Here is a 26,276-nt window from a genome sequence, read left to right as displayed (position 1 = left end):
AAGAGCTGAGCTTAGCCAACCAACTCTAACAAGACACAAAAAAACCGGGATTTTTCAATCCCGGTTTTTTAATTTGCCTAGCTGTTAGTCTTTGATAATGAACATGTCAGTCAAATGAGCGGTAATATCCGTAGTAGATAATCCATCCAATTCAATCGTAACGTGTTCGTTAGCACTATTTCTAACCTCGATAGCTACACCATCATCAGTATTCCTGGCAGATTGCTCGATACCGCTAAGAATAGTACTTATATCAGTATCTGTAGCGTCACCGAACAGGTCGCTTAGATCAATCTTGTCACCCTTATACCCCGTTACATCTTCACTTACGTCGAAGTCTTTAATGGTATCGGTGCTACCATCTAGAATCGCCATCTACCCACTTGAAGATATCGGCATCAGCTCCACCAACAAGGATATCGTTGCCTAGGCCACCAACAAGCGTATCGGAACCACCCTGTCCATATAGGATGTCATCACCTTCACCACCATATAAGGTATCGTCTCCACCTCGAGTATCACCATCAACATTAAATAACTCATGGTTCTCTTTAATGTATTCGTATACTTGTAGTTCGCTAGGGGCAACACCATGCTTCAGCTCTAAGAACGTTTCAAGCGCATCTAAACCAGCTCCGTCTTCTAGATCTGCCGGTTTAGCTGGGTTGCCACTTTCACCCCACGGTAGATTGTCAGTGTTTATACTATCGCCAAATAATATATCTGAGCCTTCACCACCAGAAACCGTATCCGAGCCCATATCAGCTATGTTTTTAGTAACATATCCGGATTGTAGAACAGATTCAAGCTCATCAGGAGTACCAACTATCTGAGCTTCTCCGGCTTGCGCTACGACATCTGATACTACATAGATATCACTGACCAGAGCGGAAGTGTCACTGTTTTTCTTAGAAGCATCATGCTCCAAAACCAAGTAATAATCACCACTATCCAGATCATCTATTGAAACAGTGCTACTTCCATTGTGGGAGCTCAACTCAGCTGAGGAAATAACGACAGCACTGGTAGTTGATGAATCGTACTTCAATAAAGTCCATGTGAAATTACTATGCTTGAGCGAAATATCAAACTCAATAGAACTTGAGTCTTTAGAAACAGAAATCCAATTACTTACCCATATCGCAGCGTCATCAGCATTGGCCTGACTATCCCTGTCCTCCAGTTCAATTTTGTCGTTAGACACACTAACCCTACCATTACCCCCGGTAGAATAATTTGATTCGGATACATCGAGAGCCTTAACTCTATCCTCAGCACCCGGCACTACTTCTAGCCCTGTAGTAGATGTGTTGTCAAAGAACTTAAGAATTGAGTCATCAATATCGCTGCCCATACCAACAGCGACAACTTTAGAGTTATGAATTGTGACCAACTCATTGTATTCAGTTAAAGCACCGGCAACAGTGCCGTCATTTGGCTTTCCATCTGTTAGGAACAGAGTTATGTTCTCGTAATCATTTGAGCTGATTGTTGAGCTGGCAAACCAATCGTTAGCTTCGGAGAAACCGACACTATAATCGGTACCACCACCTACTGGTAAGTTATTCTCGATTCGATCCAGCAAGTCAGCTAAAGCCGATGAACTTTCTTTTATATCAAGAGCTTCAAAGCTGACATCTATATTATCATCGAAGCCAATCAAACTGATATTAACGGTTCCGTCATGCCCCGCGTATGAATTAACCAGGTTTGTCAGTGCTTGTTGCATCATATCCATCCGAGTCATGTAAGACCCATCAGAATTGAGCAGGTGGTTTCCATCACTATCATATACATATGAGATCATACTACCCGAAGCATCAACAACAAGAGCAATATTGTAATTTACTCCCGGAACTACATTAGTAACAAAGCCACCAGTGTCACCAAGCAAGACATCATCACCATCTCCCCCCTGGATATCATGGTTGTCACCATTAGGGTTAGTTCCTGGGGTGAAAATACTACCCGTCTCAGCCTTAGCATAGCGAGGTAGGTCTAGCGCTTCTCCGTTAGAGTCAACTTCCTGCGCTCCAACTGTTACAACGAAACCTGGAGTAACACCAACAGGAGATTCTACCTTTACAGTAACCTTACCATCTGAATCGAGAGCATCAGCTGGTATCGTCCAGGTTCCATCGCCATTATCGACACCAATGGACAAACTCACGCCATCAGGAACATTCCCAACAACAACTTCAGTAATAACTTCACTTCCATCGTTATCGACAAGATCGACATCGATATTTAAGTCATATATCTCTGCAGTTTTTACAAGGTTACCATCATCATCGAATTCGTATTTACCGTCATCGAAATAGAAATATTCGATATCATAAAAATCATGAGTTCCAGTAGTTCCGTCACTTGGTGTTAAGCGAACCTGATAACCAGCTGAAGAACTATCATAATCGAAGTTAAAATCAGCTGCAGAGCCAGGAATATAGGCTGAGTCATTACCCTCGCCTCCACGATACGAGATTGATGAGTTTTTATTCAAACCGACAATGGAGTCGTCTCCAGAACCACCCTGCAACTCATGGGATCCGCTTCCCGAACCACCGATAAGAATATCATTGTCGTTGCCTCCAATTAGATAATCATTTACCGAAGCTCCACCAACAAGTATATCGTTACCACTACCCCCATCCAGGTAGCTTCCTTGAAGAATGTCGTCACCACTAGTTGGTGAGTTAGAACCGGAATAGTTCTCCAAAGAACTGTTAACGAACTCTATTAGGCTATCAGTAGGTGTTGTCGTACTCGTAACTAGTTCGGCACTAACTGACAATCCGTTAGAAATTGGAGCGATGTATACAGTAACAGTTGCATCATCTGTATTGCCATTCTGATCGCTTACGGTATAAGTGAATGTTGCCTCACCACTGAAACCCTCTGTCGGCGTGAATACAACATTACCGTCAAGAAGCTCTACTGTACCGCCAGTTGGGTTTGCCACTGACACGATCTCAAGTGGATCATTTTCAGGATCTGAGTCGTTCGACAGCAATGTACTTGGTGAAATAGTTAACGTTTCACCTTCAACCGCAACAAGTTCATCACCCAATGTTGGAGCATCTAATAGAGGTGAAAATTCGCCTACTAAATTACCGTCTTCATCATACTGACCTATATCGATATCAAGAACCGCATTACCTTCCTGATCCCAATATATAATTTCAACCGTATGGTAGCCTGACTCAGATATCGAGAATACATCATGTGTTAACTCATGTGGGCTCTGGTTTTTATCAACTATTGCAACAATTTGCCCGTCGATCTTCACCATATATCCGTCATCTGCATTAACTTTTAGAGCGTAGCTACCTTCGTCAAGATAAATCGCTCCGGTTAGATGGAATACGCCATCAGTACTATCATCAGGCACAGTTCCGACAGCTGAATCTGCATCATGCCCCAAGAAATCCTTAAGCTGGCTATTAGAAGCTACACTACCATCGCCGGAGTCAAGAGCGTAATCGATATCTGTAGATTGGAATGTTACGTCTGGTTCTTTCGTACGAATTACGGCTAGCGCATCATCAACACTGTCAATATTTAGCGCTTTGGTGTTTTGATCGTTATACCCATAGTAGTGACCAGTTAGGCCTGTGGAATATGTGTCATCTGCTGCTTGCGGCGCATCGTTCACTGGAGTTACATCTGGGTCTGCACTGTCACTATCTGTCAGGCTCGTATCATCATCCTGCGTGACTGTTAGATCAACTACTGGAAGGTCATTACCCGCATTCACATACGCCGCACCTTCCGCAGTTAGCGTCACTGTACCATCACCGTTTAGCTCGTACAGGGCGTTGCCATTACCATCTTCTGGGCTGCCAGTCGCTGCAGTCCAAGTTACGGTGACATCGTCATTTTCTTCATCGCTGGTCATGTAAGTTGCGGCTACTGCGCCTTCCACCACGTTGGCAGCGTCTTCGGTGAAGTTGTTCGCCGTCACCTCGATGGTTGGGCCGTCGTTCTGCTCGTTGTAGGCCGGCGTCGCGTCGTCTTTCGCGGTTTCGTTGAGGCTGTCGGTCGCCGTCAGGTCAACCGCCGGCAGTGTGGTGCCTGCGTTGATCGCATCCACACCCGCCTGGGTCAGTACCACATTCTCGCCGGAGAACTCGTAGTAGCCCTCTGTATTGGTGCCCGGCGTGAAGTCAACATCACCACCCGCCACCGTCAGCGTGCCGTCCTCTTCGTCGCTCGCCGTGAAGGTCGCCACCACATCGCCCGCTGCCGCGTCGTTTTCATCGAAGACCGGCTCGGCCGTCACCTCGATGGTTGGGCCGTCGTTCTGCTCGTTGTAGGCCGGCGTCGCGTCGTCTTTCGCGGTTTCGTTGAGGCTGTCGGTCGCCGTCAGGTCAACCGCCGGCAGTGTGGTGCCTGCGTTGATCGCATCCACACCCGCCTGGGTCAGTACCACATTCTCGCCGGAGAACTCGTAGTAGCCCTCTGTATTGGTGCCCGGCGTGAAGTCAACATCACCACCCGCCACCGTCAGCGTGCCGTCCTCTTCGTCGCTCGCCGTGAAGGTCGCCACCACATCGCCCGCTGCCGCGTCGTTTTCATCGAAGACCGGCTCGGCCGTCACCTCGATGGTTGGGCCGTCGTTCTGCTCGTTGTAGGCCGGCGTCGCGTCGTCTTTCGCGGTTTCGTTGAGGCTGTCGGTCGCCGTCAGGTCAACCGCCGGCAGTGTGGTGCCTGCGTTGATCGCATCCACACCCGCCTGGGTCAGTACCACATTCTCGCCGGAGAACTCGTAGTAGCCCTCTGTATTGGTGCCCGGCGTGAAGTCAACATCACCACCCGCCACCGTCAGCGTGCCGTCCTCTTCGTCGCTCGCCGTGAAGGTCGCCACCACATCGCCCGCTGCCGCGTCGTTTTCATCGAAGACCGGCTCGGCCGTCACCTCGATGGTTGGGCCGTCGTTCTGCTCGTTGTAGGCCGGCGTCGCGTCGTCTTTCGCGGTTTCGTTGAGGCTGTCGGTCGCCGTCAGGTCAACCGCCGGCAGTGTGGTGCCTGCGTTGATCGCATCCACACCCGCCTGGGTCAGTACCACATTCTCGCCGGAGAACTCGTAGTAGCCCTCTGTATTGGTGCCCGGCGTGAAGTCAACATCACCACCCGCCACCGTCAGCGTGCCGTCCTCTTCGTCGCTCGCCGTGAAGGTCGCCACCACATCGCCCGCTGCCGCGTCGTTTTCATCGAAGACCGGCTCGGCCGTCACCTCGATGGTTGGGCCGTCGTTCTGCTCGTTGTAGGCCGGCGTCGCGTCGTCTTTCGCGGTTTCGTTGAGGCTGTCGGTCGCCGTCAGGTCAACCGCCGGCAGTGTGGTGCCTGCGTTGATCGCATCCACACCCGCCTGGGTCAGTACCACATTCTCGCCGGAGAACTCGTAGTAGCCCTCTGTATTGGTGCCCGGCGTGAAGTCAACATCACCACCCGCCACCGTCAGCGTGCCGTCCTCTTCGTCGCTCGCCGTGAAGGTCGCCACCACATCGCCCGCTGCCGCGTCGTTTTCATCGAAGACCGGCTCGGCCGTCACCTCGATGGTTGGGCCGTCGTTCTGCTCGTTGTAGGCCGGCGTCGCGTCGTCTTTCGCGGTTTCGTTGAGGCTGTCGGTCGCCGTCAGGTCAACCGCCGGCAGTGTGGTGCCTGCGTTGATCGCATCCACACCCGCCTGGGTCAGTACCACATTCTCGCCGGAGAACTCGTAGTAGCCCTCTGTATTGGTGCCCGGCGTGAAGTCAACATCACCACCCGCCACCGTCAGCGTGCCGTCCTCTTCGTCGCTCGCCGTGAAGGTCGCCACCACATCGCCCGCTGCCGCGTCGTTTTCATCGAAGACCGGCTCGGCCGTCACCTCGATGGTTGGGCCGTCGTTCTGCTCGTTGTAGGCCGGCGTCGCGTCGTCTTTCGCGGTTTCGTTGAGGCTGTCGGTCGCCGTCAGGTCAACCGCCGGCAGTGTGGTGCCTGCGTTGATCGCATCCACACCCGCCTGGGTCAGTACCACATTCTCGCCGGAGAACTCGTAGTAGCCCTCTGTATTGGTGCCCGGCGTGAAGTCAACATCACCACCCGCCACCGTCAGCGTGCCGTCCTCTTCGTCGCTCGCCGTGAAGGTCGCCACCACATCGCCCGCTGCCGCGTCGTTTTCATCGAAGACCGGCTCGGCCGTCACCTCGATGGTTGGGCCGTCGTTCTGCTCGTTGTAGGCCGGCGTCGCGTCGTCTTTCGCGGTTTCGTTGAGGCTGTCGGTCGCCGTCAGGTCAACCGCCGGCAGTGTGGTGCCTGCGTTGATCGCATCCACACCCGCCTGGGTCAGTACCACATTCTCGCCGGAGAACTCGTAGTAGCCCTCTGTATTGGTGCCCGGCGTGAAGTCAACATCACCACCCGCCACCGTCAGCGTGCCGTCCTCTTCGTCGCTCGCCGTGAAGGTCGCCACCACATCGCCCGCTGCCGCGTCGTTTTCATCGAAGACCGGCTCGGCCGTCACCTCGATGGTTGGGCCGTCGTTCTGCTCGTTGTAGGCCGGCGTCGCGTCGTCTTTCGCGGTTTCGTTGAGGCTGTCGGTCGCCGTCAGGTCAACCGCCGGCAGTGTGGTGCCTGCGTTGATCGCATCCACACCCGCCTGGGTCAGTACCACATTCTCGCCGGAGAACTCGTAGTAGCCCTCTGTATTGGTGCCCGGCGTGAAGTCAACATCACCACCCGCCACCGTCAGCGTGCCGTCCTCTTCGTCGCTCGCCGTGAAGGTCGCCACCACATCGCCCGCTGCCGCGTCGTTTTCATCGAAGACCGGCTCGGCCGTCACCTCGATGGTTGGGCCGTCGTTCTGCTCGTTGTAGGCCGGCGTCGCGTCGTCTTTCGCGGTTTCGTTGAGGCTGTCGGTCGCCGTCAGGTCAACCGCCGGCAGTGTGGTGCCTGCGTTGATCGCATCCACACCCGCCTGGGTCAGTACCACATTCTCGCCGGAGAACTCGTAGTAGCCCTCTGTATTGGTGCCCGGCGTGAAGTCAACATCACCACCCGCCACCGTCAGCGTGCCGTCCTCTTCGTCGCTCGCCGTGAAGGTCGCCACCACATCGCCCGCTGCCGCGTCGTTTTCATCGAAGACCGGCTCGGCCGTCACCTCGATGGTTGGGCCGTCGTTCTGCTCGTTGTAGGCCGGCGTCGCGTCGTCTTTCGCGGTTTCGTTGAGGCTGTCGGTCGCCGTCAGGTCAACCGCCGGCAGTGTGGTGCCTGCGTTGATCGCATCCACACCCGCCTGGGTCAGTACCACATTCTCGCCGGAGAACTCGTAGTAGCCCTCTGTATTGGTGCCCGGCGTGAAGTCAACATCACCACCCGCCACCGTCAGCGTGCCGTCCTCTTCGTCGCTCGCCGTGAAGGTCGCCACCACATCGCCCGCTGCCGCGTCGTTTTCATCGAAGACCGGCTCGGCCGTCACCTCGATGGTTGGGCCGTCGTTCTGCTCGTTGTAGGCCGGCGTCGCGTCGTCTTTCGCGGTTTCGTTGAGGCTGTCGGTCGCCGTCAGGTCAACCGCCGGCAGTGTGGTGCCTGCGTTGATCGCATCCACACCCGCCTGGGTCAGTACCACATTCTCGCCGGAGAACTCGTAGTAGCCCTCTGTATTGGTGCCCGGCGTGAAGTCAACATCACCACCCGCCACCGTCAGCGTGCCGTCCTCTTCGTCGCTCGCCGTGAAGGTCGCCACCACATCGCCCGCTGCCGCGTCGTTTTCATCGAAGACCGGCTCGGCCGTCACCTCGATGGTTGGGCCGTCGTTCTGCTCGTTGTAGGCCGGCGTCGCGTCGTCTTTCGCGGTTTCGTTGAGGCTGTCGGTCGCCGTCAGGTCAACCGCCGGCAGTGTGGTGCCTGCGTTGATCGCATCCACACCCGCCTGGGTCAGTACCACATTCTCGCCGGAGAACTCGTAGTAGCCCTCTGTATTGGTGCCCGGCGTGAAGTCAACATCACCACCCGCCACCGTCAGCGTGCCGTCCTCTTCGTCGCTCGCCGTGAAGGTCGCCACCACATCGCCCGCTGCCGCGTCGTTTTCATCGAAGACCGGCTCGGCCGTCACCTCGATGGTTGGGCCGTCGTTCTGCTCGTTGTAGGCCGGCGTCGCGTCGTCTTTCGCGGTTTCGTTGAGGCTGTCGGTCGCCGTCAGGTCAACCGCCGGCAGTGTGGTGCCTGCGTTGATCGCATCCACACCCGCCTGGGTCAGTACCACATTCTCGCCGGAGAACTCGTAGTAGCCCTCTGTATTGGTGCCCGGCGTGAAGTCAACATCACCACCCGCCACCGTCAGCGTGCCGTCCTCTTCGTCGCTCGCCGTGAAGGTCGCCACCACATCGCCCGCTGCCGCGTCGTTTTCATCGAAGACCGGCTCGGCCGTCACCTCGATGGTTGGGCCGTCGTTCTGCTCGTTGTAGGCCGGCGTCGCGTCGTCTTTCGCGGTTTCGTTGAGGCTGTCGGTCGCCGTCAGGTCAACCGCCGGCAGTGTGGTGCCTGCGTTGATCGCATCCACACCCGCCTGGGTCAGTACCACATTCTCGCCGGAGAACTCGTAGTAGCCCTCTGTATTGGTGCCCGGCGTGAAGTCAACATCACCACCCGCCACCGTCAGCGTGCCGTCCTCTTCGTCGCTCGCCGTGAAGGTCGCCACCACATCGCCCGCTGCCGCGTCGTTTTCATCGAAGACCGGCTCGGCCGTCACCTCGATGGTTGGGCCGTCGTTCTGCTCGTTGTAGGCCGGCGTCGCGTCGTCTTTCGCGGTTTCGTTGAGGCTGTCGGTCGCCGTCAGGTCAACCGCCGGCAGTGTGGTGCCTGCGTTGATCGCATCCACACCCGCCTGGGTCAGTACCACATTCTCGCCGGAGAACTCGTAGTAGCCCTCTGTATTGGTGCCCGGCGTGAAGTCAACATCACCACCCGCCACCGTCAGCGTGCCGTCCTCTTCGTCGCTCGCCGTGAAGGTCGCCACCACATCGCCCGCTGCCGCGTCGTTTTCATCGAAGACCGGCTCGGCCGTCACCTCGATGGTTGGGCCGTCGTTCTGCTCGTTGTAGGCCGGCGTCGCGTCGTCTTTCGCGGTTTCGTTGAGGCTGTCGGTCGCCGTCAGGTCAACCGCCGGCAGTGTGGTGCCTGCGTTGATCGCATCCACACCCGCCTGGGTCAGTACCACATTCTCGCCGGAGAACTCGTAGTAGCCCTCTGTATTGGTGCCCGGCGTGAAGTCAACATCACCACCCGCCACCGTCAGCGTGCCGTCCTCTTCGTCGCTCGCCGTGAAGGTCGCCACCACATCGCCCGCTGCCGCGTCGTTTTCATCGAAGACCGGCTCGGCCGTCACCTCGATGGTTGGGCCGTCGTTCTGCTCGTTGTAGGCCGGCGTCGCGTCGTCTTTCGCGGTTTCGTTGAGGCTGTCGGTCGCCGTCAGGTCAACCGCCGGCAGTGTGGTGCCTGCGTTGATCGCATCCACACCCGCCTGGGTCAGTACCACATTCTCGCCGGAGAACTCGTAGTAGCCCTCTGTATTGGTGCCCGGCGTGAAGTCAACATCACCACCCGCCACCGTCAGCGTGCCGTCCTCTTCGTCGCTCGCCGTGAAGGTCGCCACCACATCGCCCGCTGCCGCGTCGTTTTCATCGAAGACCGGCTCGGCCGTCACCTCGATGGTTGGGCCGTCGTTCTGCTCGTTGTAGGCCGGCGTCGCGTCGTCTTTCGCGGTTTCGTTGAGGCTGTCGGTCGCCGTCAGGTCAACCGCCGGCAGTGTGGTGCCTGCGTTGATCGCATCCACACCCGCCTGGGTCAGTACCACATTCTCGCCGGAGAACTCGTAGTAGCCCTCTGTATTGGTGCCCGGCGTGAAGTCAACATCACCACCCGCCACCGTCAGCGTGCCGTCCTCTTCGTCGCTCGCCGTGAAGGTCGCCACCACATCGCCCGCTGCCGCGTCGTTTTCATCGAAGACCGGCTCGGCCGTCACCTCGATGGTTGGGCCGTCGTTCTGCTCGTTGTAGGCCGGCGTCGCGTCGTCTTTCGCGGTTTCGTTGAGGCTGTCGGTCGCCGTCAGGTCAACCGCCGGCAGTGTGGTGCCTGCGTTGATCGCATCCACACCCGCCTGGGTCAGTACCACATTCTCGCCGGAGAACTCGTAGTAGCCCTCTGTATTGGTGCCCGGCGTGAAGTCAACATCACCACCCGCCACCGTCAGCGTGCCGTCCTCTTCGTCGCTCGCCGTGAAGGTCGCCACCACATCGCCCGCTGCCGCGTCGTTTTCATCGAAGACCGGCTCGGCCGTCACCTCGATGGTTGGGCCGTCGTTCTGCTCGTTGTAGGCCGGCGTCGCGTCGTCTTTCGCGGTTTCGTTGAGGCTGTCGGTCGCCGTCAGGTCAACCGCCGGCAGTGTGGTGCCTGCGTTGATCGCATCCACACCCGCCTGGGTCAGTACCACATTCTCGCCGGAGAACTCGTAGTAGCCCTCTGTATTGGTGCCCGGCGTGAAGTCAACATCACCACCCGCCACCGTCAGCGTGCCGTCCTCTTCGTCGCTCGCCGTGAAGGTCGCCACCACATCGCCCGCTGCCGCGTCGTTTTCATCGAAGACCGGCTCGGCCGTCACCTCGATGGTTGGGCCGTCGTTCTGCTCGTTGTAGGCCGGCGTCGCGTCGTCTTTCGCGGTTTCGTTGAGGCTGTCGGTCGCCGTCAGGTCAACCGCCGGCAGTGTGGTGCCTGCGTTGATCGCATCCACACCCGCCTGGGTCAGTACCACATTCTCGCCGGAGAACTCGTAGTAGCCCTCTGTATTGGTGCCCGGCGTGAAGTCAACATCACCACCCGCCACCGTCAGCGTGCCGTCCTCTTCGTCGCTCGCCGTGAAGGTCGCCACCACATCGCCCGCTGCCGCGTCGTTTTCATCGAAGACCGGCTCGGCCGTCACCTCGATGGTTGGGCCGTCGTTCTGCTCGTTGTAGGCCGGCGTCGCGTCGTCTTTCGCGGTTTCGTTGAGGCTGTCGGTCGCCGTCAGGTCAACTGCCGGCAGTGTGGTGCCTGCGTTGATCGCATCCACACCCGCCTGGGTCAGTACCACATTCTCGCCGGAGAACTCGTAGTAGCCCTCTGTATTGGTGCCCGGCGTGAAGTCAACATCACCACCCGCCACCGTCAGCGTGCCGTCCTCTTCGTCGCTCGCCGTGAAGGTCGCCACCACATCGCCCGCTGCCGCGTCGTTTTCATCGAAGACCGGCTCGGCCGTCACCTCGATGGTTGGGCCGTCGTTCTGCTCGTTGTAGGCCGGCGTCGCGTCGTCTTTCGCGGTTTCGTTGAGGCTGTCGGTCGCCGTCAGGTCAACCGCCGGCAGTGTGGTGCCTGCGTTGATCGCATCCACACCCGCCTGGGTCAGTACCACATTCTCGCCGGAGAACTCGTAGTAGCCCTCTGTATTGGTGCCCGGCGTGAAGTCAACATCACCACCCGCCACCGTCAGCGTGCCGTCCTCTTCGTCGCTCGCCGTGAAGGTCGCCACCACATCGCCCGCTGCCGCGTCGTTTTCATCGAAGACCGGCTCGGCCGTCACCTCGATGGTTGGGCCGTCGTTCTGCTCGTTGTAGGCCGGCGTCGCGTCGTCTTTCGCGGTTTCGTTGAGGCTGTCGGTCGCCGTCAGGTCAACCGCCGGCAGTGTGGTGCCTGCGTTGATCGCATCCACACCCGCCTGGGTCAGTACCACATTCTCGCCGGAGAACTCGTAGTAGCCCTCTGTATTGGTGCCCGGCGTGAAGTCAACATCACCACCCGCCACCGTCAGCGTGCCGTCCTCTTCGTCGCTCGCCGTGAAGGTCGCCACCACATCGCCCGCTGCCGCGTCGTTTTCATCGAAGACCGGCTCGGCCGTCACCTCGATGGTTGGGCCGTCGTTCTGCTCGTTGTAGGCCGGCGTCGCGTCGTCTTTCGCGGTTTCGTTGAGGCTGTCGGTCGCCGTCAGGTCAACCGCCGGCAGTGTGGTGCCTGCGTTGATCGCATCCACACCCGCCTGGGTCAGTACCACATTCTCGCCGGAGAACTCGTAGTAGCCCTCTGTATTGGTGCCCGGCGTGAAGTCAACATCACCACCCGCCACCGTCAGCGTGCCGTCCTCTTCGTCGCTCGCCGTGAAGGTCGCCACCACATCGCCCGCTGCCGCGTCGTTTTCATCGAAGACCGGCTCGGCCGTCACCTCGATGGTTGGGCCGTCGTTCTGCTCGTTGTAGGCCGGCGTCGCGTCGTCTTTCGCGGTTTCGTTGAGGCTGTCGGTCGCCGTCAGGTCAACCGCCGGCAGTGTGGTGCCTGCGTTGATCGCATCCACACCCGCCTGGGTCAGTACCACATTCTCGCCGGAGAACTCGTAGTAGCCCTCTGTATTGGTGCCCGGCGTGAAGTCAACATCACCACCCGCCACCGTCAGCGTGCCGTCCTCTTCGTCGCTCGCCGTGAAGGTCGCCACCACATCGCCCGCTGCCGCGTCGTTTTCATCGAAGACCGGCTCGGCCGTCACCTCGATGGTTGGGCCGTCGTTCTGCTCGTTGTAGGCCGGCGTCGCGTCGTCTTTCGCGGTTTCGTTGAGGCTGTCGGTCGCCGTCAGGTCAACCGCCGGCAGTGTGGTGCCTGCGTTGATCGCATCCACACCCGCCTGGGTCAGTACCACATTCTCGCCGGAGAACTCGTAGTAGCCCTCTGTATTGGTGCCCGGCGTGAAGTCAACATCACCACCCGCCACCGTCAGCGTGCCGTCCTCTTCGTCGCTCGCCGTGAAGGTCGCCACCACATCGCCCGCTGCCGCGTCGTTTTCATCGAAGACCGGCTCGGCCGTCACCTCGATGGTTGGGCCGTCGTTCTGCTCGTTGTAGGCCGGCGTCGCGTCGTCTTTCGCGGTTTCGTTGAGGCTGTCGGTCGCCGTCAGGTCAACCGCCGGCAGTGTGGTGCCTGCGTTGATCGCATCCACACCCGCCTGGGTCAGTACCACATTCTCGCCGGAGAACTCGTAGTAGCCCTCTGTATTGGTGCCCGGCGTGAAGTCAACATCACCACCCGCCACCGTCAGCGTGCCGTCCTCTTCGTCGCTCGCCGTGAAGGTCGCCACCACATCGCCCGCTGCCGCGTCGTTTTCATCGAAGACCGGCTCGGCCGTCACCTCGATGGTTGGGCCGTCGTTCTCGTCCGCTGCAATCGTAGTTTCCAAAACCTCAACCAAAGCCAAACGCTGCGTCTCAGACATACCAGTAGCTGCGGTGCCGGTGGTATCAAAAGAAGTGCTTGCGATGGTTTCATCGCCTTGTCTTGCTATGTTGTCTGCTGTTGTTGAAGCTGAACCTTGTGGTCCGCCTTCGCCTGCTGCGGGTGCAAATTCATCACCAACTAAAGTTGGGTCCGCGCCGGCCTCTAATTGAGCAAAGATCTGGTTAATTTCATCATCTATCGGAGAGATTTCACCTGTTGGGGTTACGATGCCCGCCTGGATGTTTTCTCCAGTCTCTACCGAAACATCATCAATAGTAAGTAAAACTTCACCGGGCTTAAGGTCTGATAAATCAGCGACAACCTTAATATTGCCATTGATATCGATAACGATGTATTTACCAACAACAGAGGCACTTCCCAACAACATGTTCATAACCTTTCCTTACGTAGATAGCGATATTTAATGCTCAATTAATTATTGTTATTTCTGTAAACAAACACATTCACAGCAATGTATGATTTTAACATTGAGTTGGAACCGGAGCCACACTTTCGGGGGAATAGATAAACTTTTGTCGTATTAGTCGCACTTTATTTTTTCTCTTCTCATTTATGAGATTTTTTTTTGATAATCGAGTGAATTATTCCAATAATTGGTTGTATTATTTAGTATTGTCGTGTTTACCCTAGTGCTGCTCGTGATATAACCCTATTCGACAATGAAGCTATTTCTAGCCGAAAAACATTGTGTTACGAATGGAAACATTTAGGGACATTACTTTAAACATTATTATTACAAACTCATACTTTAGAATGAGATTTACGTAAATAAAGCTTCCGTTGATCTATTTGGAGAAACTATTTTGAAATGGACTAGGTTAAGTGTGTTGGGTTGTCTTGTGTCGCTAAGCTTTACAGCTAATAGCCAGACACTTGAACAGGCAATTGCCACCTCGATTTCCACCAATCCCGATATAAAAAGTTCTTATAACGACTTTAAGAGCTATGTCGAGATGAACAATGTATCCAGTGGTGCATACCTACCAAGCCTGGACTTAGACGCAGGTATTGGTTATGAACGAATAGATCCGGCAACCGGAGATACTACGGACCTTACGCGTAAGGAAGCCGTATTAACGCTAACACAGCTGCTTTGGGATGGTTCCTCTACTTTAAAAGACATTGACAGAACAGAAGCTGAAGCTGAGTCCATGCGCTACCAGCTTATTGCAGATGCTCAGGATCTGGCGCTAGAAGTAGCGAGTGTCTACCTGGAAGCAGTAAAGGCTCACGAAGTTCTTCAACTTTCTGAACGTAACCTTGCTGTTCACAAGAAAATCTATAAAGACATTAAACGCCGCGTAGACTCCGGTATCGGTTCTACTGCCGATTTGTCTCAGATTGAAGCTCGTATCGCCAATGCCCACAGCAACCTGCTAGCCGCTCAGAACAATATCTTCGATACACATACTCAATTTACAAAGCTCGTCGGCCAAACGCCACAAGGATTAATATATCCAAGAGCAGATGAAGAGGCACTGCCACTAACCTTAGAGCAAGCAAATGAAATCGCCAAAGCGAACCATCCAGTTCTAAAAGTCGCTGCGGCAGACGTTCAGGCTGCTAAATATCAATTTGAACAGTCTAAAGGTACAAACTACCCAACATTCTCAATCGAGGCTTCTCACGGTTTATATGACGATGCAGATGGCCGAGAAGGACGACGCGATGAAACCTCCGCGATGCTTCGTATGCGCTACAACCTGTTTAATGGTGGTTCAGACGCTGCAGAGCAAGACAGAATGGCCTATCAACTTAACAAAGCGAAAGACTTGAGAGATTCAAGTTTCCGAAATGTTGAAGAAGGTCTTCACCTTTCATGGAGCGCTTTAGACCTGACACTACAACAGATGGAATTCTTAGCCGATAACGTGGACTCTACGACAGATACTGTTATCGCTTATGAGAAGCAATATCGAATTGGCCAACGTACACTGCTTGATTTGCTCAACACCGAAAACGAACTGTTTGAGGCGCGTCGAAGTTATCTAGATGCAAAATATGATGAGCAGTACGCTAAATATCGCGTTCTTAACGCAACTGGCACATTATTGGACGCACTGTTAGTCGACATTCCGCAGGAATGGAATGAGAAGGTTGAGTAAGGAAGTATATAAAATGAAAAATAAACTAATTTCTCTTTCGTTTCTGGCTCTTGCACTCTCAAGCCCAGTGAGTGCTGAAGATAAATATGACTATATTCAGACACCTGAACCTGACCAGATAGCAGACCTGCAAGATGATGATTCCGATGGTGTTATTAACGCCAGAGATAAGTGTAATTCCACACCAAGTGGCTCAGATGTCGATAATTATGGCTGCGAGGCGCTTATTGAGGATCAAGAATATCTGAAGCTGAAAATTCTATTTACCAACGACTCTTCGGTAATTAGCCCTGCATTTATAGGCGAAATTAAGAAGATGGTTTTGTTTCTGGAACGTTACCCTGAAACTTCTATAGAGGTTCAAGGTTACGCTAGCAAGGTCGGCACGGCAGAATATAATCTGAACCTATCTAAAGAAAGAGCAAATGAAGTGCGAGATGCCATCATACAACTAGGTATCGACCCTAGCAGAGTCACCATTACCGGGTATGGAGATACCGTATTGGATCGCGATGGTGAGTCTCAGGTTGACCATGCACTAAACCGCAGAGTTACCGCTTCAGTTGTTGGGTATGACGCATCTATCCTAAAAGAGTGGACTATTTTCACAAAACGCCCCAAATAAATCGCACATAACAGCATGATGTAAAACGGCGGCTGACTGATTCAGCCGCTGTTTTTATTTCTGCCGCGACATATTAGCGTATTTCAATTAGTATAGTTATTACATATCACTAATTACGATTGGGTTATATGAATTTCAGGCGTTCAATCAAGCTTGCTTTAATTTCCTCAGCGTTGCTGATGTCTGTTGTCGGTTGCACCAGCAAACCCAATATGAGCAGTACTCCTTCAGTTAGTGATGAAAAACTTGGCAGCTCACTCTCATCTAACGATAAAACAAAAGGCTTGTGGACCGAGTATCAATCCTGGAAAGGAACCCCTTACCGATTTGGTGGTACGTCGAAATCAGGCGTTGACTGTTCAGCATTCGTTCAATCTGTTTTCTACAAAGCTCAGAATAAAACCCTTCCACGCACAACTGAACATCAGTTAAATAGTGGTTATGAAGTAAAATATGAAAATGCCAAAGCCGGAGATTTAGTATTTTTCAAAACTACTTGGAAAGACAAACACGTAGGAATATATCTTGGAGAAAACGCCTTTATGCATGCGTCTACATCCAGAGGGGTCATAATTTCCAGGCTCGATAACCCATATTGGTCATCTGTATTCTGGCAAATAAGAAGAATTGATTGAGCGTTTAGTCGTAAGTCGCTACAGCCACATCAAATAGATTCTTAACCAGCGCCACATACTCATCGAGAAAAACGATCTGTTCATTAGTTGCTTTTGAAAGCCAAACACCAGCCAATACTTCACTCAAATCTTCGACTACAGAATCCACTTCTTTCAGAAGCTTAAATCGTACACTAGAGTGTAATTCTGGGTTTTGCTCAAACAAAGCCATGATATTGCTGGAGATCATATCCGTTACTACGTCTTCAACAGTTTCTTCACCTGTATCACCGCTTCCAGATGTAAATACATCCAGATTAAAGGTCAAGTGCTCAATAAGAGCCAGATAGCCATCCGTATCAACAACCACTATATACTCCAGAAATTCTATTGTGATAACTCACATTTAGCATTGCTTACTAAACAATACTAAATCATCAACTTAAATGATGCCACCTCAACAATGAATTCAATGATAAAAGATGAGTGTTCGACGATCTTTTTTGTACTTTATGAGGCATATCAACAATCCAGCAATAAAAATAACGACTAACCACCTGATTTTGTAAAAAATTGCCCTAAAATTAATCAAGTGGTGCGTAATTCAATTCTGGAGTGAGTGTATGTGGCAAGCAATTTCTCAACAACTTTCTGATACATTGATGTTTACTTTCCAAATAAGGGAGAAGCAAAAATTAGAGGGTGGTGGTGTAAGCGAGTGCTACATGATCAGTGACGGCGACCAACGCTACTTTCTAAAAATACAGGAAAGAGAAAACCTTCCGATATTCGAGTCAGAAGCGGAAGGGTTAAAGGAGCTAAGACTATCCAATACCGTTTCAGTGCCCGAATTAGTGCTCGTGGGGCAAAGTAAAGATAAGTCTTTTATTATCCTGAACTATTTGCCTAGTAAACCACTTGAAGATCAAAAACGTAGTTATGAGTTTGGTGTACAGCTTGCAAAACTTCACCAGTGGGGAGAACAAAAGGAGTATGGTTTCGACCAGGATAACCATATTGGCTTGACCATTCAGCCAAATAGCTGGACTAAGAAATGGGCCCGCTTCTTCTCAGAGCAGAGAATTGGCTGGCAACTGCAATTGCTCAACGAAAAAGACATTCAGTTCGGCGATATTGATTCCATAGTTTCCGGAATAAATGACAAGCTATCAAACCACCATCCTAAACCATCACTTTTACATGGCGATCTTTGGCATGGGAATGTATCTAACACTGCATTTGGCCCCATTTGCTACGATCCTGCTTGTTATTGGGGCGACCTCGAATGTGATATAGCGATGACCGAATTATTTGGTGGCTTCGAACCAGAATTCTACCAAGGGTACGAGAGTATTACCCCTCTAAGCTATGAATATCAGTCACGCAAAGACATCTACAATCTCTACCATATTCTAAACCACTGTAATATGTTCGGCGGACATTACGTTGATGAAGCAAAACAATATCTGGATAAGATTTTTACCAGCTAAGGTACACCCAAACTGACAACTCCATACTATGCTTAAAGTATGGGGTTGTTCAGGCTTCGCTCGTAAGGTAGGCAACTATGAGAAGTTACTACGAAAAACATGTTATTTGTCCACATTGTGGTTACTCTATTGGTATTACCTTAGATGCATCTAATGGTAGTCAGGAGTTCTATGATGACTGCCCTGCGTGTTGCAGAGCAATTCATTTAAATATGCAGGTAGACGAACAAAATGATGCCATCGATCTCATTCGTTGACGCTGACGATGAACAATACTTCTAAGCTTTTTGGTTAGCGAGTACACGTTCAACAGTATCTACAATAGCCTGTGTTTGGGGATCAAATTCTATATTGACCCTTTCACCTTCACCTTTTCGCCCGAATAAAGTTCGTTGAAGCGTTTCTGGTATAAGGTGAACACTAAAGCGCCTTTCTTCGACTTCTCCTATGGTGAGTGAACAACCATCAATGCCAATATAACCTTTAGCCAGCACGTATTTCATCGCCTCTTCCGGCATGGCAAACCAGACCGTGCGATTGTTAGGTGAATCTATCACCTGAACAATTTCAGCAGTGAGTGATATATGACCAGACATACTGTGCCCGCCAATTTCATCACCAAATCTTGCCGCTCGTTCTATGTTGACCCAGTCCCCCTCTACAAGCTCGCCAAGGTTGGTATGCTTAAGCGTTGCTTGCATTAAATCAAAAGTGACAACGTCATTATTTATTCCAGTTACGGTCAAGCAACATCCATTGTGAGCGACAGAAGCGCCGATTTCTAAACCTGCATCTAACCCTTCGGGTAATCGGATAGTATGGGTTTGAAAGCTCTCTTTTTTATCGATAGCGACGACTTCGGCCATCCCCTGTACAATTCCGGTAAACATAAATTCTCCTATCTTTTTATGGTGATATTACTCACATTTCATTATCATTACATCCCCTGACCACGCTTATATTTGGAATAACTGTGCACCGTTATCAGAGAGAAGCTAAAGAATTAATCAAGCTTGCTACGCCCGTTCTTATTGCATCCATTGCTCAAACAGGGATGAGCTTCGTCGATACCGTAATGGCCGGAGGTGTAAGCGCGACTGATATGGCTGCTGTAGCCGTAGCCTCTAGTATATGGATGCCAACTATATTATTCGGTATCGGCTTGTTAATGGCACTTGTCCCGGTGGTCGCACAGTTAAACGGTGCTGGCAAACAACACAAGATTGCATATGAAATTCAACAAGGTTTTTACGTAGCTGCTTTACTGGTAGTTCCGACTTTATTGATATTGATTCAGACCAAGTTCATCGTCGGGATGATGGATGTTGATCCCAGCCTGGCCGAAAAAACAACCGGGTACATGAAAGCTATGTTATTTGCAGTGCCAGCCACCCTGTTTTATCAAGCATTAAGAAGCTTTACCGATGGTATGGCTCTTACTAAGCCCGCGATGGTAATCGGCTTTCTTGGCCTAGCTGCTAACGTGCCTTTAAACTGGATGTTTGTGTACGGCAAACTAGGTGCTCCAGCTCTTGGTGGCGTTGGTTGTGGTGTTGCCACCGCCATTGTATACACGCTGATGTTCCTATTTATGCTGCTTTACGTCACCACTTCTAATAGGCTTAAGCATATTGGCTTATTTGACAAGCTTCACAACCCTGTTTGGAAAGAACAAATCCGTTTGATCAAACTAGGTTTGCCCGTTGCTTTTTCAATTTTTTTTGAAGTGACACTCTTTGCTGTCGTCGCCTTGCTTGTGTCTCCCCTGGGCCCAACCATTGTCGCAGCTCATCAGGTCGCAATAAATTTCTCCTCACTGGTGTTTATGATACCCATGAGTATTGGCGCTGCAGTCAGTATCAGAGTTGGGCACAAACTTGGTGAAGAAAGCACAGAGGGTGCGAAAATCTCTACTCAGGTTAGTATTGCTTTGGGTTTATTACTCGCTGCGATAACCGCTTTGTTTACAGTTGTTTTTAGAGACGAAGTAACTCTTCTTTATACCAACGATAAAGAAGTCGCTAGCATAGCGGTTCAACTATTACTTATTGCTGCAATCTACCAATTAACCGACTCGGTACAGGTTATAGGCGCAGGGGCATTACGCGGTTATAAGGATATGAAAGCCATCTTTAACTGCACATTTGTCGCCTATTGGGTACTTGGGCTTCCTACAGGATACATCCTTGCAATGACCGACTGGATAGTTCCAAAAATCGGTGTATATGGCTTCTGGGTTGGTTTTATTGTGGGGCTAACTTCAGCAGCCATCATGTTGTCGCTTCGCCTCAGATGGATGCAAAAGCAAGAAGATGGCATCCAGTTGGAATACGCGTCACGGTAAAAAGTTGCTTAACGTCTAAGTTAATCCTTTCCAACACATTCGCAACATACTGATTTAATTCGCATTAAACTTCATTACATAAGCTCACAATACCATTGTGAGCTTATTACGATATTCCTAGCACCACCTCACAAAAACAAAAATATTCCTCTGATTTATACATATATCAATAGTTGCGATACTTTGATTCTTTATATAATGCAGGGCATCGTTTCCTCCTTGCATGACAGATTATGACCTCAGATAGTATTGTTGTAGCCATATCTGGCGTAAAAGGCACTAATCATTTTAAGCTATCTAAAAGCACACTCGTTCGTTTAAAGTTTCTAGCGTTTTTTCTCTGTTTCGCTGTCATTGGCGTAACGGGTACCATCTATTTCCTGATGGACGAAGTTAACCTGTTCAAACAAAAACATAATCTCCTGGAACAAAAATCTGTTCTATTGAGCCAGGAACTAAAAGAGTTTGAAGTTTTGAAAACAGATCTGCAGCATGAAGTGACACAGAAACAACAAGAACTCGAATACCTAAGCGATAGGCTAAAAGATATTGAAACTGTTGTAGGCTCTTCTCCAGAAGCACTGGACATAAACTCAAGGTTGGATGTTGCAGCAATTAATACCGTTGTTCGTCAGCATATTTTGCAAATCATTCCAAGCGGTAGCCCAGTGAATAAAGCTCGTATTTCTTCACCTTTCGGAATGCGAACCCACCCGGTAACCAAAAAGCGCATCATGCATCGTGGTCTCGACTTCGCAGTTAACACCGGAACGCCCATTTATGCACCTGCAGATGGTGTCATTGAAGTAACACGTAAAAGCAACCAGGGCTCAGGAAACTATCTGCGTGTCTCGCATGCGTATGGCATTACTTCATCCTACTCCCACCTAAAGTCATTTAAGGTACAAAATGGGGATTTTGTAAAGAAAGGCGATCTCATCGCTATTTCAGGAAATACAGGGATGAGCGCTGGACCGCACCTACATTATGAGGTTCGTTTTGTTGGACGAGCTTTAGATCCAAAACCATTTGTTAATTGGAGTATGGAAAACTTCGAATCGGTATTTAACGTAAGTAAGGGCATAAAATGGGACTATTTAATAAAGAACGTGGAAAATCAAGTAAACACCACAATACAACTATCATCGCAGAGGGAGCAAAAATCGCCGGAGAGCTAACCCTATCCGGAAATATTCAGGTTGATGAGTGTATTAACCGGGAAAGCTGCAGACTGAAAAGCTTGTAAACAACAAGCTCCCTTCCGGGAGAATTGAAGGTGAGATTTACGCAGAAAAAGCGATCATTAACGGCCACTTTGAAGGTGAAGTGTTCGCCAGAAACATTGAAATTCTAGCCAATGGAAAACCTCCTAAAGGAGAAGTCACTTCTTCTGAGTTGATCATCCATAAAGGCGGCGTATTCTTAGGAAACCCAAAAACCGTAACTGGTGAAGAAGTGATAAACCTTTCTGACAAAAAAGAGAAAGTAAAAAGCGCTTCTTAAGCTAACTGTCTGAAGAGTGTAAGACTGCCCTATCTTCACTCTTCAGCGCTCTTACCCTCAAAAACCTCGCAAATTTGGGTAGTCCGCCAGAAGTGTAACCGCCATATTCAATGGTGATGGTTTCTCCGAGTGATGGAGGCTCCATTCTCTGCTGATCCGTGAATCCAGAACCGATATACATTCCGATCTCCGTTCTTTAGTTCAACAAGGATCGCACCCATTTTACCTTTGAATTTACCTCGCCCTTCCTTGTAACCTATAACCGTCACCTCGGTATCGCTCACCTGCTTCATCTTCAGCAAGTCATCTGTACGTCCCGATACATAATTGCTCCCAATTTTCCTTAACATGACGCCCTCCCCACCCTTTGCAAGTACGTCTCGAAAAAAGTTATGCAAATCAGCACTGCTTTCAATAGGTTGGTGTGCAACGACTTTAACAGGCGACAATGGTTGAACATGTTTAATAGACTTTAGCTTTTGGTACCTGTCTTTATAAATCACGTCTTCGCCATAAAGATCAAACAACATAAATTGGATTTGTTTCCAGCTATGCTCCTCCGGAGATTTATCTAATACCGTTTTCTGAACATGGTTGAAGTTGCCTCGACCAGCCCAGAGCTCACCTTCAACTGGCACATTTGGTAAGGCCTTTATAAACCAGTCGGGCGCATAGATTCTGCGACCAGATCGAGTAATGAGCTTTTCTCCAGTCCATATAGCCCGGATGCCATCTAGTTTTTCACTCATCCAGTAAGGCTAAGATCAACTTCATCAAAATATGGGCGTGCTAATACAATGTCGGGAACGTAGTTAGTAGCTGAAACGCTTACTGGTAAGCCGGCTAATACGGCAGAAGCAACAACGGTGATATATCCTTTATTGACCATGTTAATCCCTCCTGAAATCACCGTTATTACCAAAATCCACATTCAGGTTAAGAAGAGTATGGTCATTTTCAAACGCACTGCTAAGTTATTCTATTTACTTTCATCCCATTTCATCGCTTTTAGAACAACACCTAATTTTTGCTCCTTGACGCTATTCAGAACACATCCCCGCACCTAACAAAGAACAAATATTCGCCAAACCGATGAAATTCACGCCAACCAGTTCAAAGTTAGAGAAATTTTGCTTGCATGGGGCTAACCTAGTAGCTAATATTCTCTGCGTTCCAAGACAATGCGTCCGTAGCTCAGTTGGTTAGAGCACCACCTTGACATGGTGGGGGTCGGTGATTCGAGTTCACTCGGACGCACCATATATTCATATAAAAAAAGCCTAAGCACTCGCTTAGGCTTTTTTTATTGCTTTCGCTCCGCCCTAAATAAGAACAAAACACATATATCCTTTCTGCCAAACTATTCATGTTCCATTCATCTTGAATGCGCTAGACTGACAAAATATCGTCAATTTCGTACATATCTTACAGGCCGAATATGAACAAATCAGCCCTATCTTCTGTTTTCATATCTACGTTGCTACTGCTGCCTCTTCATGCGTTGTCTAAAGACAAAGATGGTCACGAGTTAGTCTATGACGTACACCGTGAAGGAACTCAGGGTGGAGTTTGAAGATGAACAGGACGAAGTTTATGAAGCGGTTCAAAAAGGTCTCATCAAACCATTTCCTGAATTATATAAGGAAGTAGAACAACATTTAAAAGGCCGCGTGATTAAGGTTGAACTAGAAGAAGATGACGACGAATGGATATACGAGTTAAAGCTACTGCATGACAACAATGTTATTAGGGTGGAATACAACGCTGCGACATTAGAAATGACGGAGCTAAAAGGTCGTCACCTGATGAACGTCATAAGGAAATAACTACAAACATGAAGATTTTAGTTGTTGAAGATGAACCGCAACTGGCCTCTCAGATAAGTTCCGCTCTCGATCAGGCAGGATGGGTTTCAGAAATATCTGCCGATGGTATTGATGCATTGTATAGAGCAACCTCTGAAGAATGGGAGGCAATTATATTGGATCTTGGCCTGCCCAAGCTTGATGGCCTGACAGTTCTTAAAAGCCTGCGTGATGAAGGTATCAACACCCCGGTTATTGTTCTGAGCGCACGTGACGCACTTACTCAAAGAGTTTGAAGGTCTTAACGCTGGTGCCGATGACTACCTGACAAAACCTTTTGAGCTTGTGGAACTGATAGCACGAGTCCGGGCACAGCTTCGACGTCAGTCCGGCCAAACATCTTCGGTCGTGCAACTTGGGGATTTAAGTGCTGGACACCAGAGCATCCAAAGTCATGTGGAAAGGACAAAGTGTCGAGTTGCCCGGCTCTTGAGTATAAAGTAGTAGCGTACTTTATGCACAATAGCGATAAAGTGGTGTCTCGAACAGAGCTGGTCGAACACATTTATAAACAAGACTTTGACAGGGATTCAAATACCGTTGAGGTATTTATCGGCAGGATCGAAAAAAGATTTCTCAAAAGTTATTAAAACAGTCAGGGGATTAGGGTATCAGTTAAATGTTGAGTAGGTTGTCTGAGCTCAAAAAGTCATCCGTATTAAAGAAGCTACCAAGCTTGAAACATCTTAGTATACGTACGCGATTGATGCTAGCGGCAAGCCTCTGGATTGGAGGCCTGACACTTGCCGCAGGAATCATGGTCCCTACCCTGGTAAATACTTATCTTGTTGATAACACTCGTTCCCAGCTACAAGTTGTCGCAGACGAAATCATCGCGAACCTAACCATATCCAATGAAGGAAAACTTACTCTTCAAAAACCGGTATCCGACTCAAGATACAACAGACCTTACAGCGGCTTCTACTGGATTGTAACCAGTAAAAAATCAGACACTTCGATCCCGTTCTCTATGGGATAAGTCGATTACTCCTGTTCATAAAAAATCAAAGGTACTTACCGGAGCAAATGGTGAGAAGCTTATATCGATATCTCAGGTGGTGACAATTCCCGAATACAGAGGCCGAATAAACATTACTATTGGTATCGATGAAGACCCAATAGAAGACACATTAGACAATGTGATTGAGTGGCTACTAATCATTCAGTTGGTACTATTTGCCGGGTTACTTGTATTTACTTTTGTTCAAGTCAATTGGTCACTGATACCTCTAAACAAGCTTCAAAAGGAGCTTAAGACGCTCGAACAGGGTAAACAACAAGCTTTGTCCAGCGACTACCCAGGGGAAATCAAACCACTCGTTGCCGATCTTAATGCACTCCTGTTTCACTATCAGGAGCTTCTAGAGCGAGCCAGAAACCATGCCGGTAACCTATCCCATTCGCTCAAAACGCCGCTGTCTGTGATAAAGAACCAGATTTCTGAATTACCAGAAGAAGAGCAACAGTCACTGTCCCAAACAGTGGCTCAGTTACAACAGCAAATAGACTATCACCTTGGTCGTGCCCGCATGGCCGGGGCAATGAACATACTCTCGGTGAGCGCAAATCCTTCAGAAAGAGTCGATGCTATTTCAACAGCCTTTGAAAAAGTCTATTCCCACCGCGAGGTGGTAATGGTTAACGAACTGGACAGCGAACTGAACGTAGCCGTCGAAAGTACGGATCTCGATGAAATGCTGGGTAATCTGATAGAAAACAGCTTTAAAATGGGCAAACTCGCTCATAAGAGTTTACGGTAATGTTCAAGGCGACGTACTTGTCTTAACTATCGAAGATGATGGTAAAGGGGTTGAAGATAGCATGCTAGAGGAAATCGTGAAACGCGGCGTCCGCCTTGACGAAACAATTCCGGGAACCGGACTTGGCCTCAACATTGTTGCTGAAATGGCACACAGCTATCGAGGTGAGTTGAGTTTTGAAAGGTCATCTATGGGCGGGTTAAAGGCAATATTGCGGCTAAATCTCAGCCGCTAAAGAAAGCGTTGGTCTGACAATCAACATTCTGCCATCGGTGTAATAATCATGGTTTTCATCCAATGCCTCTGGCTTCGCAATATGCTTCAGCTCTCCCTGCCACATATCCGTATCAGTTACTGAACGAGCCAAATAATCCCTCTGCTTATCTACATTGGCTTCGACCGTATGCAGCAGAGTTATTAAACCTGAATGTAAGGCGATACCAAGACCATCATCATAACTGATCGCTCCAAACCACATTTTCTCATCAATGCTCGCTCCTTGAGGTATCACGGACCACCAACGTATATGATTTCGTTTGCTCAAAGTGCCTGGTAGTTGAAATGCCATATCCTGGGGTATCCCGTGCCAAAACAGGTCTGAAACCGGCGGTGTGTCTAATTTTAGTAATCCAATATAATCCCGAAAGCTAATATCGTTGCGGGAAAAGTCTGATTTTCAA

At 50.3% G+C, this 26,276-nt stretch carries 15 protein-coding genes, 1 tRNA gene and 4 pseudogenes; 12 read left to right on the top strand and 8 right to left on the bottom strand.

Annotated elements, in window-relative coordinates; translation table 11 throughout:
• Positions 1-84: 84 nt before the first annotated feature.
• Together P7F88_RS19120 and P7F88_RS19115 are read right to left on the bottom strand one after the other, a co-directional pair.
• The gene (locus P7F88_RS19120) at positions 85-375 is read right to left on the bottom strand and encodes a type I secretion C-terminal target domain-containing protein (protein WP_277827344.1); all 291 of its coding nucleotides are present in this window, start codon (positions 373-375) and stop codon (positions 85-87) included.
• A complete protein-coding gene (locus tag P7F88_RS19115; protein WP_277827343.1) occupies positions 356-13,663 on the bottom strand; it encodes an Ig-like domain-containing protein in 13,308 nt (4,435 codons plus the stop codon). The genes P7F88_RS19120 and P7F88_RS19115 overlap by 20 nt, the downstream gene beginning before the upstream one ends.
• Before the next feature lie 430 nt (positions 13,664-14,093).
• On the opposite strand from P7F88_RS19115, the gene P7F88_RS19110 reads away from it, so the two are divergent.
• From P7F88_RS19110 to P7F88_RS19100, 3 genes are all read left to right on the top strand, one after another.
• The gene (locus P7F88_RS19110) at positions 14,094-15,395 is read left to right on the top strand and encodes a TolC family outer membrane protein (RefSeq protein WP_277827341.1); all 1,302 of its coding nucleotides are present in this window, start codon (positions 14,094-14,096) and stop codon (positions 15,393-15,395) included.
• Between the two features lie 13 nt (positions 15,396-15,408).
• Positions 15,409-16,020, top strand: coding sequence for an OmpA family protein (locus P7F88_RS19105; RefSeq protein ID WP_277827339.1), 612 nt, complete (start codon positions 15,409-15,411; stop codon positions 16,018-16,020).
• A gap of 128 nt (positions 16,021-16,148) precedes the next feature.
• Positions 16,149-16,655 carry a C40 family peptidase gene (locus tag P7F88_RS19100; RefSeq protein ID WP_277827337.1) on the top strand — a complete coding sequence of 169 codons (507 nt, stop codon included), beginning with the start codon at positions 16,149-16,151 and terminating at the stop codon, positions 16,653-16,655.
• 4 nt (positions 16,656-16,659) lie between these two features.
• On the opposite strand, the gene P7F88_RS19095 is transcribed toward P7F88_RS19100, so the two are convergent.
• Complete coding sequence (locus tag P7F88_RS19095) at positions 16,660-17,004, bottom strand: DUF3802 family protein (RefSeq protein ID WP_277827335.1); 345 nt, start codon at positions 17,002-17,004, stop codon at positions 16,660-16,662.
• A gap of 253 nt (positions 17,005-17,257) precedes the next feature.
• Between P7F88_RS19095 and P7F88_RS19090 the strand changes: the two genes are divergently transcribed.
• Both P7F88_RS19090 and P7F88_RS19085 read left to right on the top strand, forming a co-directional pair.
• Entirely contained in the window at positions 17,258-18,124 is an 867-nt protein-coding gene (locus P7F88_RS19090) for a fructosamine kinase family protein (RefSeq protein ID WP_277827334.1), read from the top strand.
• Positions 18,125-18,201: 77 nt separating this feature from the next.
• A pseudogene (locus tag P7F88_RS19085) lies at positions 18,202-18,406 on the top strand (CPXCG motif-containing cysteine-rich protein).
• Here the strand turns inward: P7F88_RS19085 and P7F88_RS19080 are convergent.
• Positions 18,403-19,014: a riboflavin synthase subunit alpha gene (locus P7F88_RS19080; protein ID WP_277827332.1), complete on the bottom strand. Its 612-nt coding sequence runs from the start codon at positions 19,012-19,014 to the stop codon at positions 18,403-18,405. The pseudogene P7F88_RS19085 and the gene P7F88_RS19080 sit on opposite strands and share 4 nt — an antisense overlap.
• 83 nt (positions 19,015-19,097) lie before the next feature.
• On the opposite strand from P7F88_RS19080, the gene P7F88_RS19075 reads away from it, so the two are divergent.
• The 3 genes from P7F88_RS19075 (at position 19,098) to P7F88_RS19065 (ending at position 21,971) form a co-directional block, all read left to right on the top strand.
• Complete coding sequence (locus P7F88_RS19075; RefSeq protein ID WP_277827330.1) at positions 19,098-20,468, top strand: MATE family efflux transporter; 1,371 nt, start codon at positions 19,098-19,100, stop codon at positions 20,466-20,468.
• Positions 20,469-20,701: 233 nt separating this feature from the next.
• The gene (locus P7F88_RS19070; RefSeq protein ID WP_277827328.1) at positions 20,702-21,646 is read left to right on the top strand and encodes a M23 family metallopeptidase; all 945 of its coding nucleotides are present in this window, start codon (positions 20,702-20,704) and stop codon (positions 21,644-21,646) included.
• 46 nt (positions 21,647-21,692) lie between these two features.
• Positions 21,693-21,971: a bactofilin family protein gene (locus P7F88_RS19065; RefSeq protein ID WP_338405579.1), complete on the top strand. Its 279-nt coding sequence runs from the start codon at positions 21,693-21,695 to the stop codon at positions 21,969-21,971.
• 1 nt (position 21,972) lies between these two features.
• On the opposite strand, the gene P7F88_RS19060 is transcribed toward P7F88_RS19065, so the two are convergent.
• The 3 genes from P7F88_RS19060 to P7F88_RS19050 are packed head-to-tail and all read right to left on the bottom strand — an operon-like array spanning position 21,973 to position 22,860.
• Positions 21,973-22,116: a hypothetical protein gene (locus P7F88_RS19060; protein WP_277827326.1), complete on the bottom strand. Its 144-nt coding sequence runs from the start codon at positions 22,114-22,116 to the stop codon at positions 21,973-21,975.
• Positions 22,079-22,720 carry a DNA ligase gene (locus P7F88_RS19055; protein WP_277827324.1) on the bottom strand — a complete coding sequence of 214 codons (642 nt, stop codon included), beginning with the start codon at positions 22,718-22,720 and terminating at the stop codon, positions 22,079-22,081. Before P7F88_RS19055 ends, P7F88_RS19060 begins: the two co-directional genes overlap by 38 nt.
• A complete protein-coding gene (locus tag P7F88_RS19050) occupies positions 22,717-22,860 on the bottom strand; it encodes a hypothetical protein (RefSeq protein ID WP_277827322.1) in 144 nt (47 codons plus the stop codon). The genes P7F88_RS19055 and P7F88_RS19050 overlap by 4 nt, the downstream gene beginning before the upstream one ends.
• 294 nt (positions 22,861-23,154) lie before the next feature.
• Between P7F88_RS19050 and P7F88_RS19045 the strand changes: the two genes are divergently transcribed.
• The 4 genes and pseudogenes from P7F88_RS19045 (at position 23,155) to P7F88_RS19030 (ending at position 25,831) form a co-directional block, all read left to right on the top strand.
• Positions 23,155-23,231 (top strand) — tRNA-Val (locus P7F88_RS19045).
• A gap of 178 nt (positions 23,232-23,409) precedes the next feature.
• A pseudogene (locus tag P7F88_RS19040) lies at positions 23,410-23,797 on the top strand (PepSY domain-containing protein).
• Between the two features lie 8 nt (positions 23,798-23,805).
• Positions 23,806-24,466 (top strand): annotated as a pseudogene (locus tag P7F88_RS19035) (response regulator transcription factor).
• Positions 24,456-25,831: pseudogene (locus P7F88_RS19030) on the top strand (ATP-binding protein). The pseudogenes P7F88_RS19035 and P7F88_RS19030 overlap by 11 nt, the downstream one beginning before the upstream one ends.
• Here the strand turns inward: P7F88_RS19030 and P7F88_RS19025 are convergent.
• On the bottom strand, positions 25,814-26,164 hold the full coding sequence (locus tag P7F88_RS19025; protein WP_277827320.1) for an LssY C-terminal domain-containing protein: 351 nt from the start codon (positions 26,162-26,164) through the stop codon (positions 25,814-25,816). The pseudogene P7F88_RS19030 and the gene P7F88_RS19025 overlap by 18 nt on opposite strands.
• Between the last annotated feature and the right edge of the window lie 112 nt (positions 26,165-26,276).

It is taken from the genome of Vibrio hannami (assembly GCF_029589055.1).
GTDB lineage: Bacteria > Pseudomonadota > Gammaproteobacteria > Enterobacterales > Vibrionaceae > Vibrio > Vibrio hannami.
Note: the sequence above shows the minus strand (reverse complement) of the source record. Positions and strands in the feature narration are given on the sequence as shown.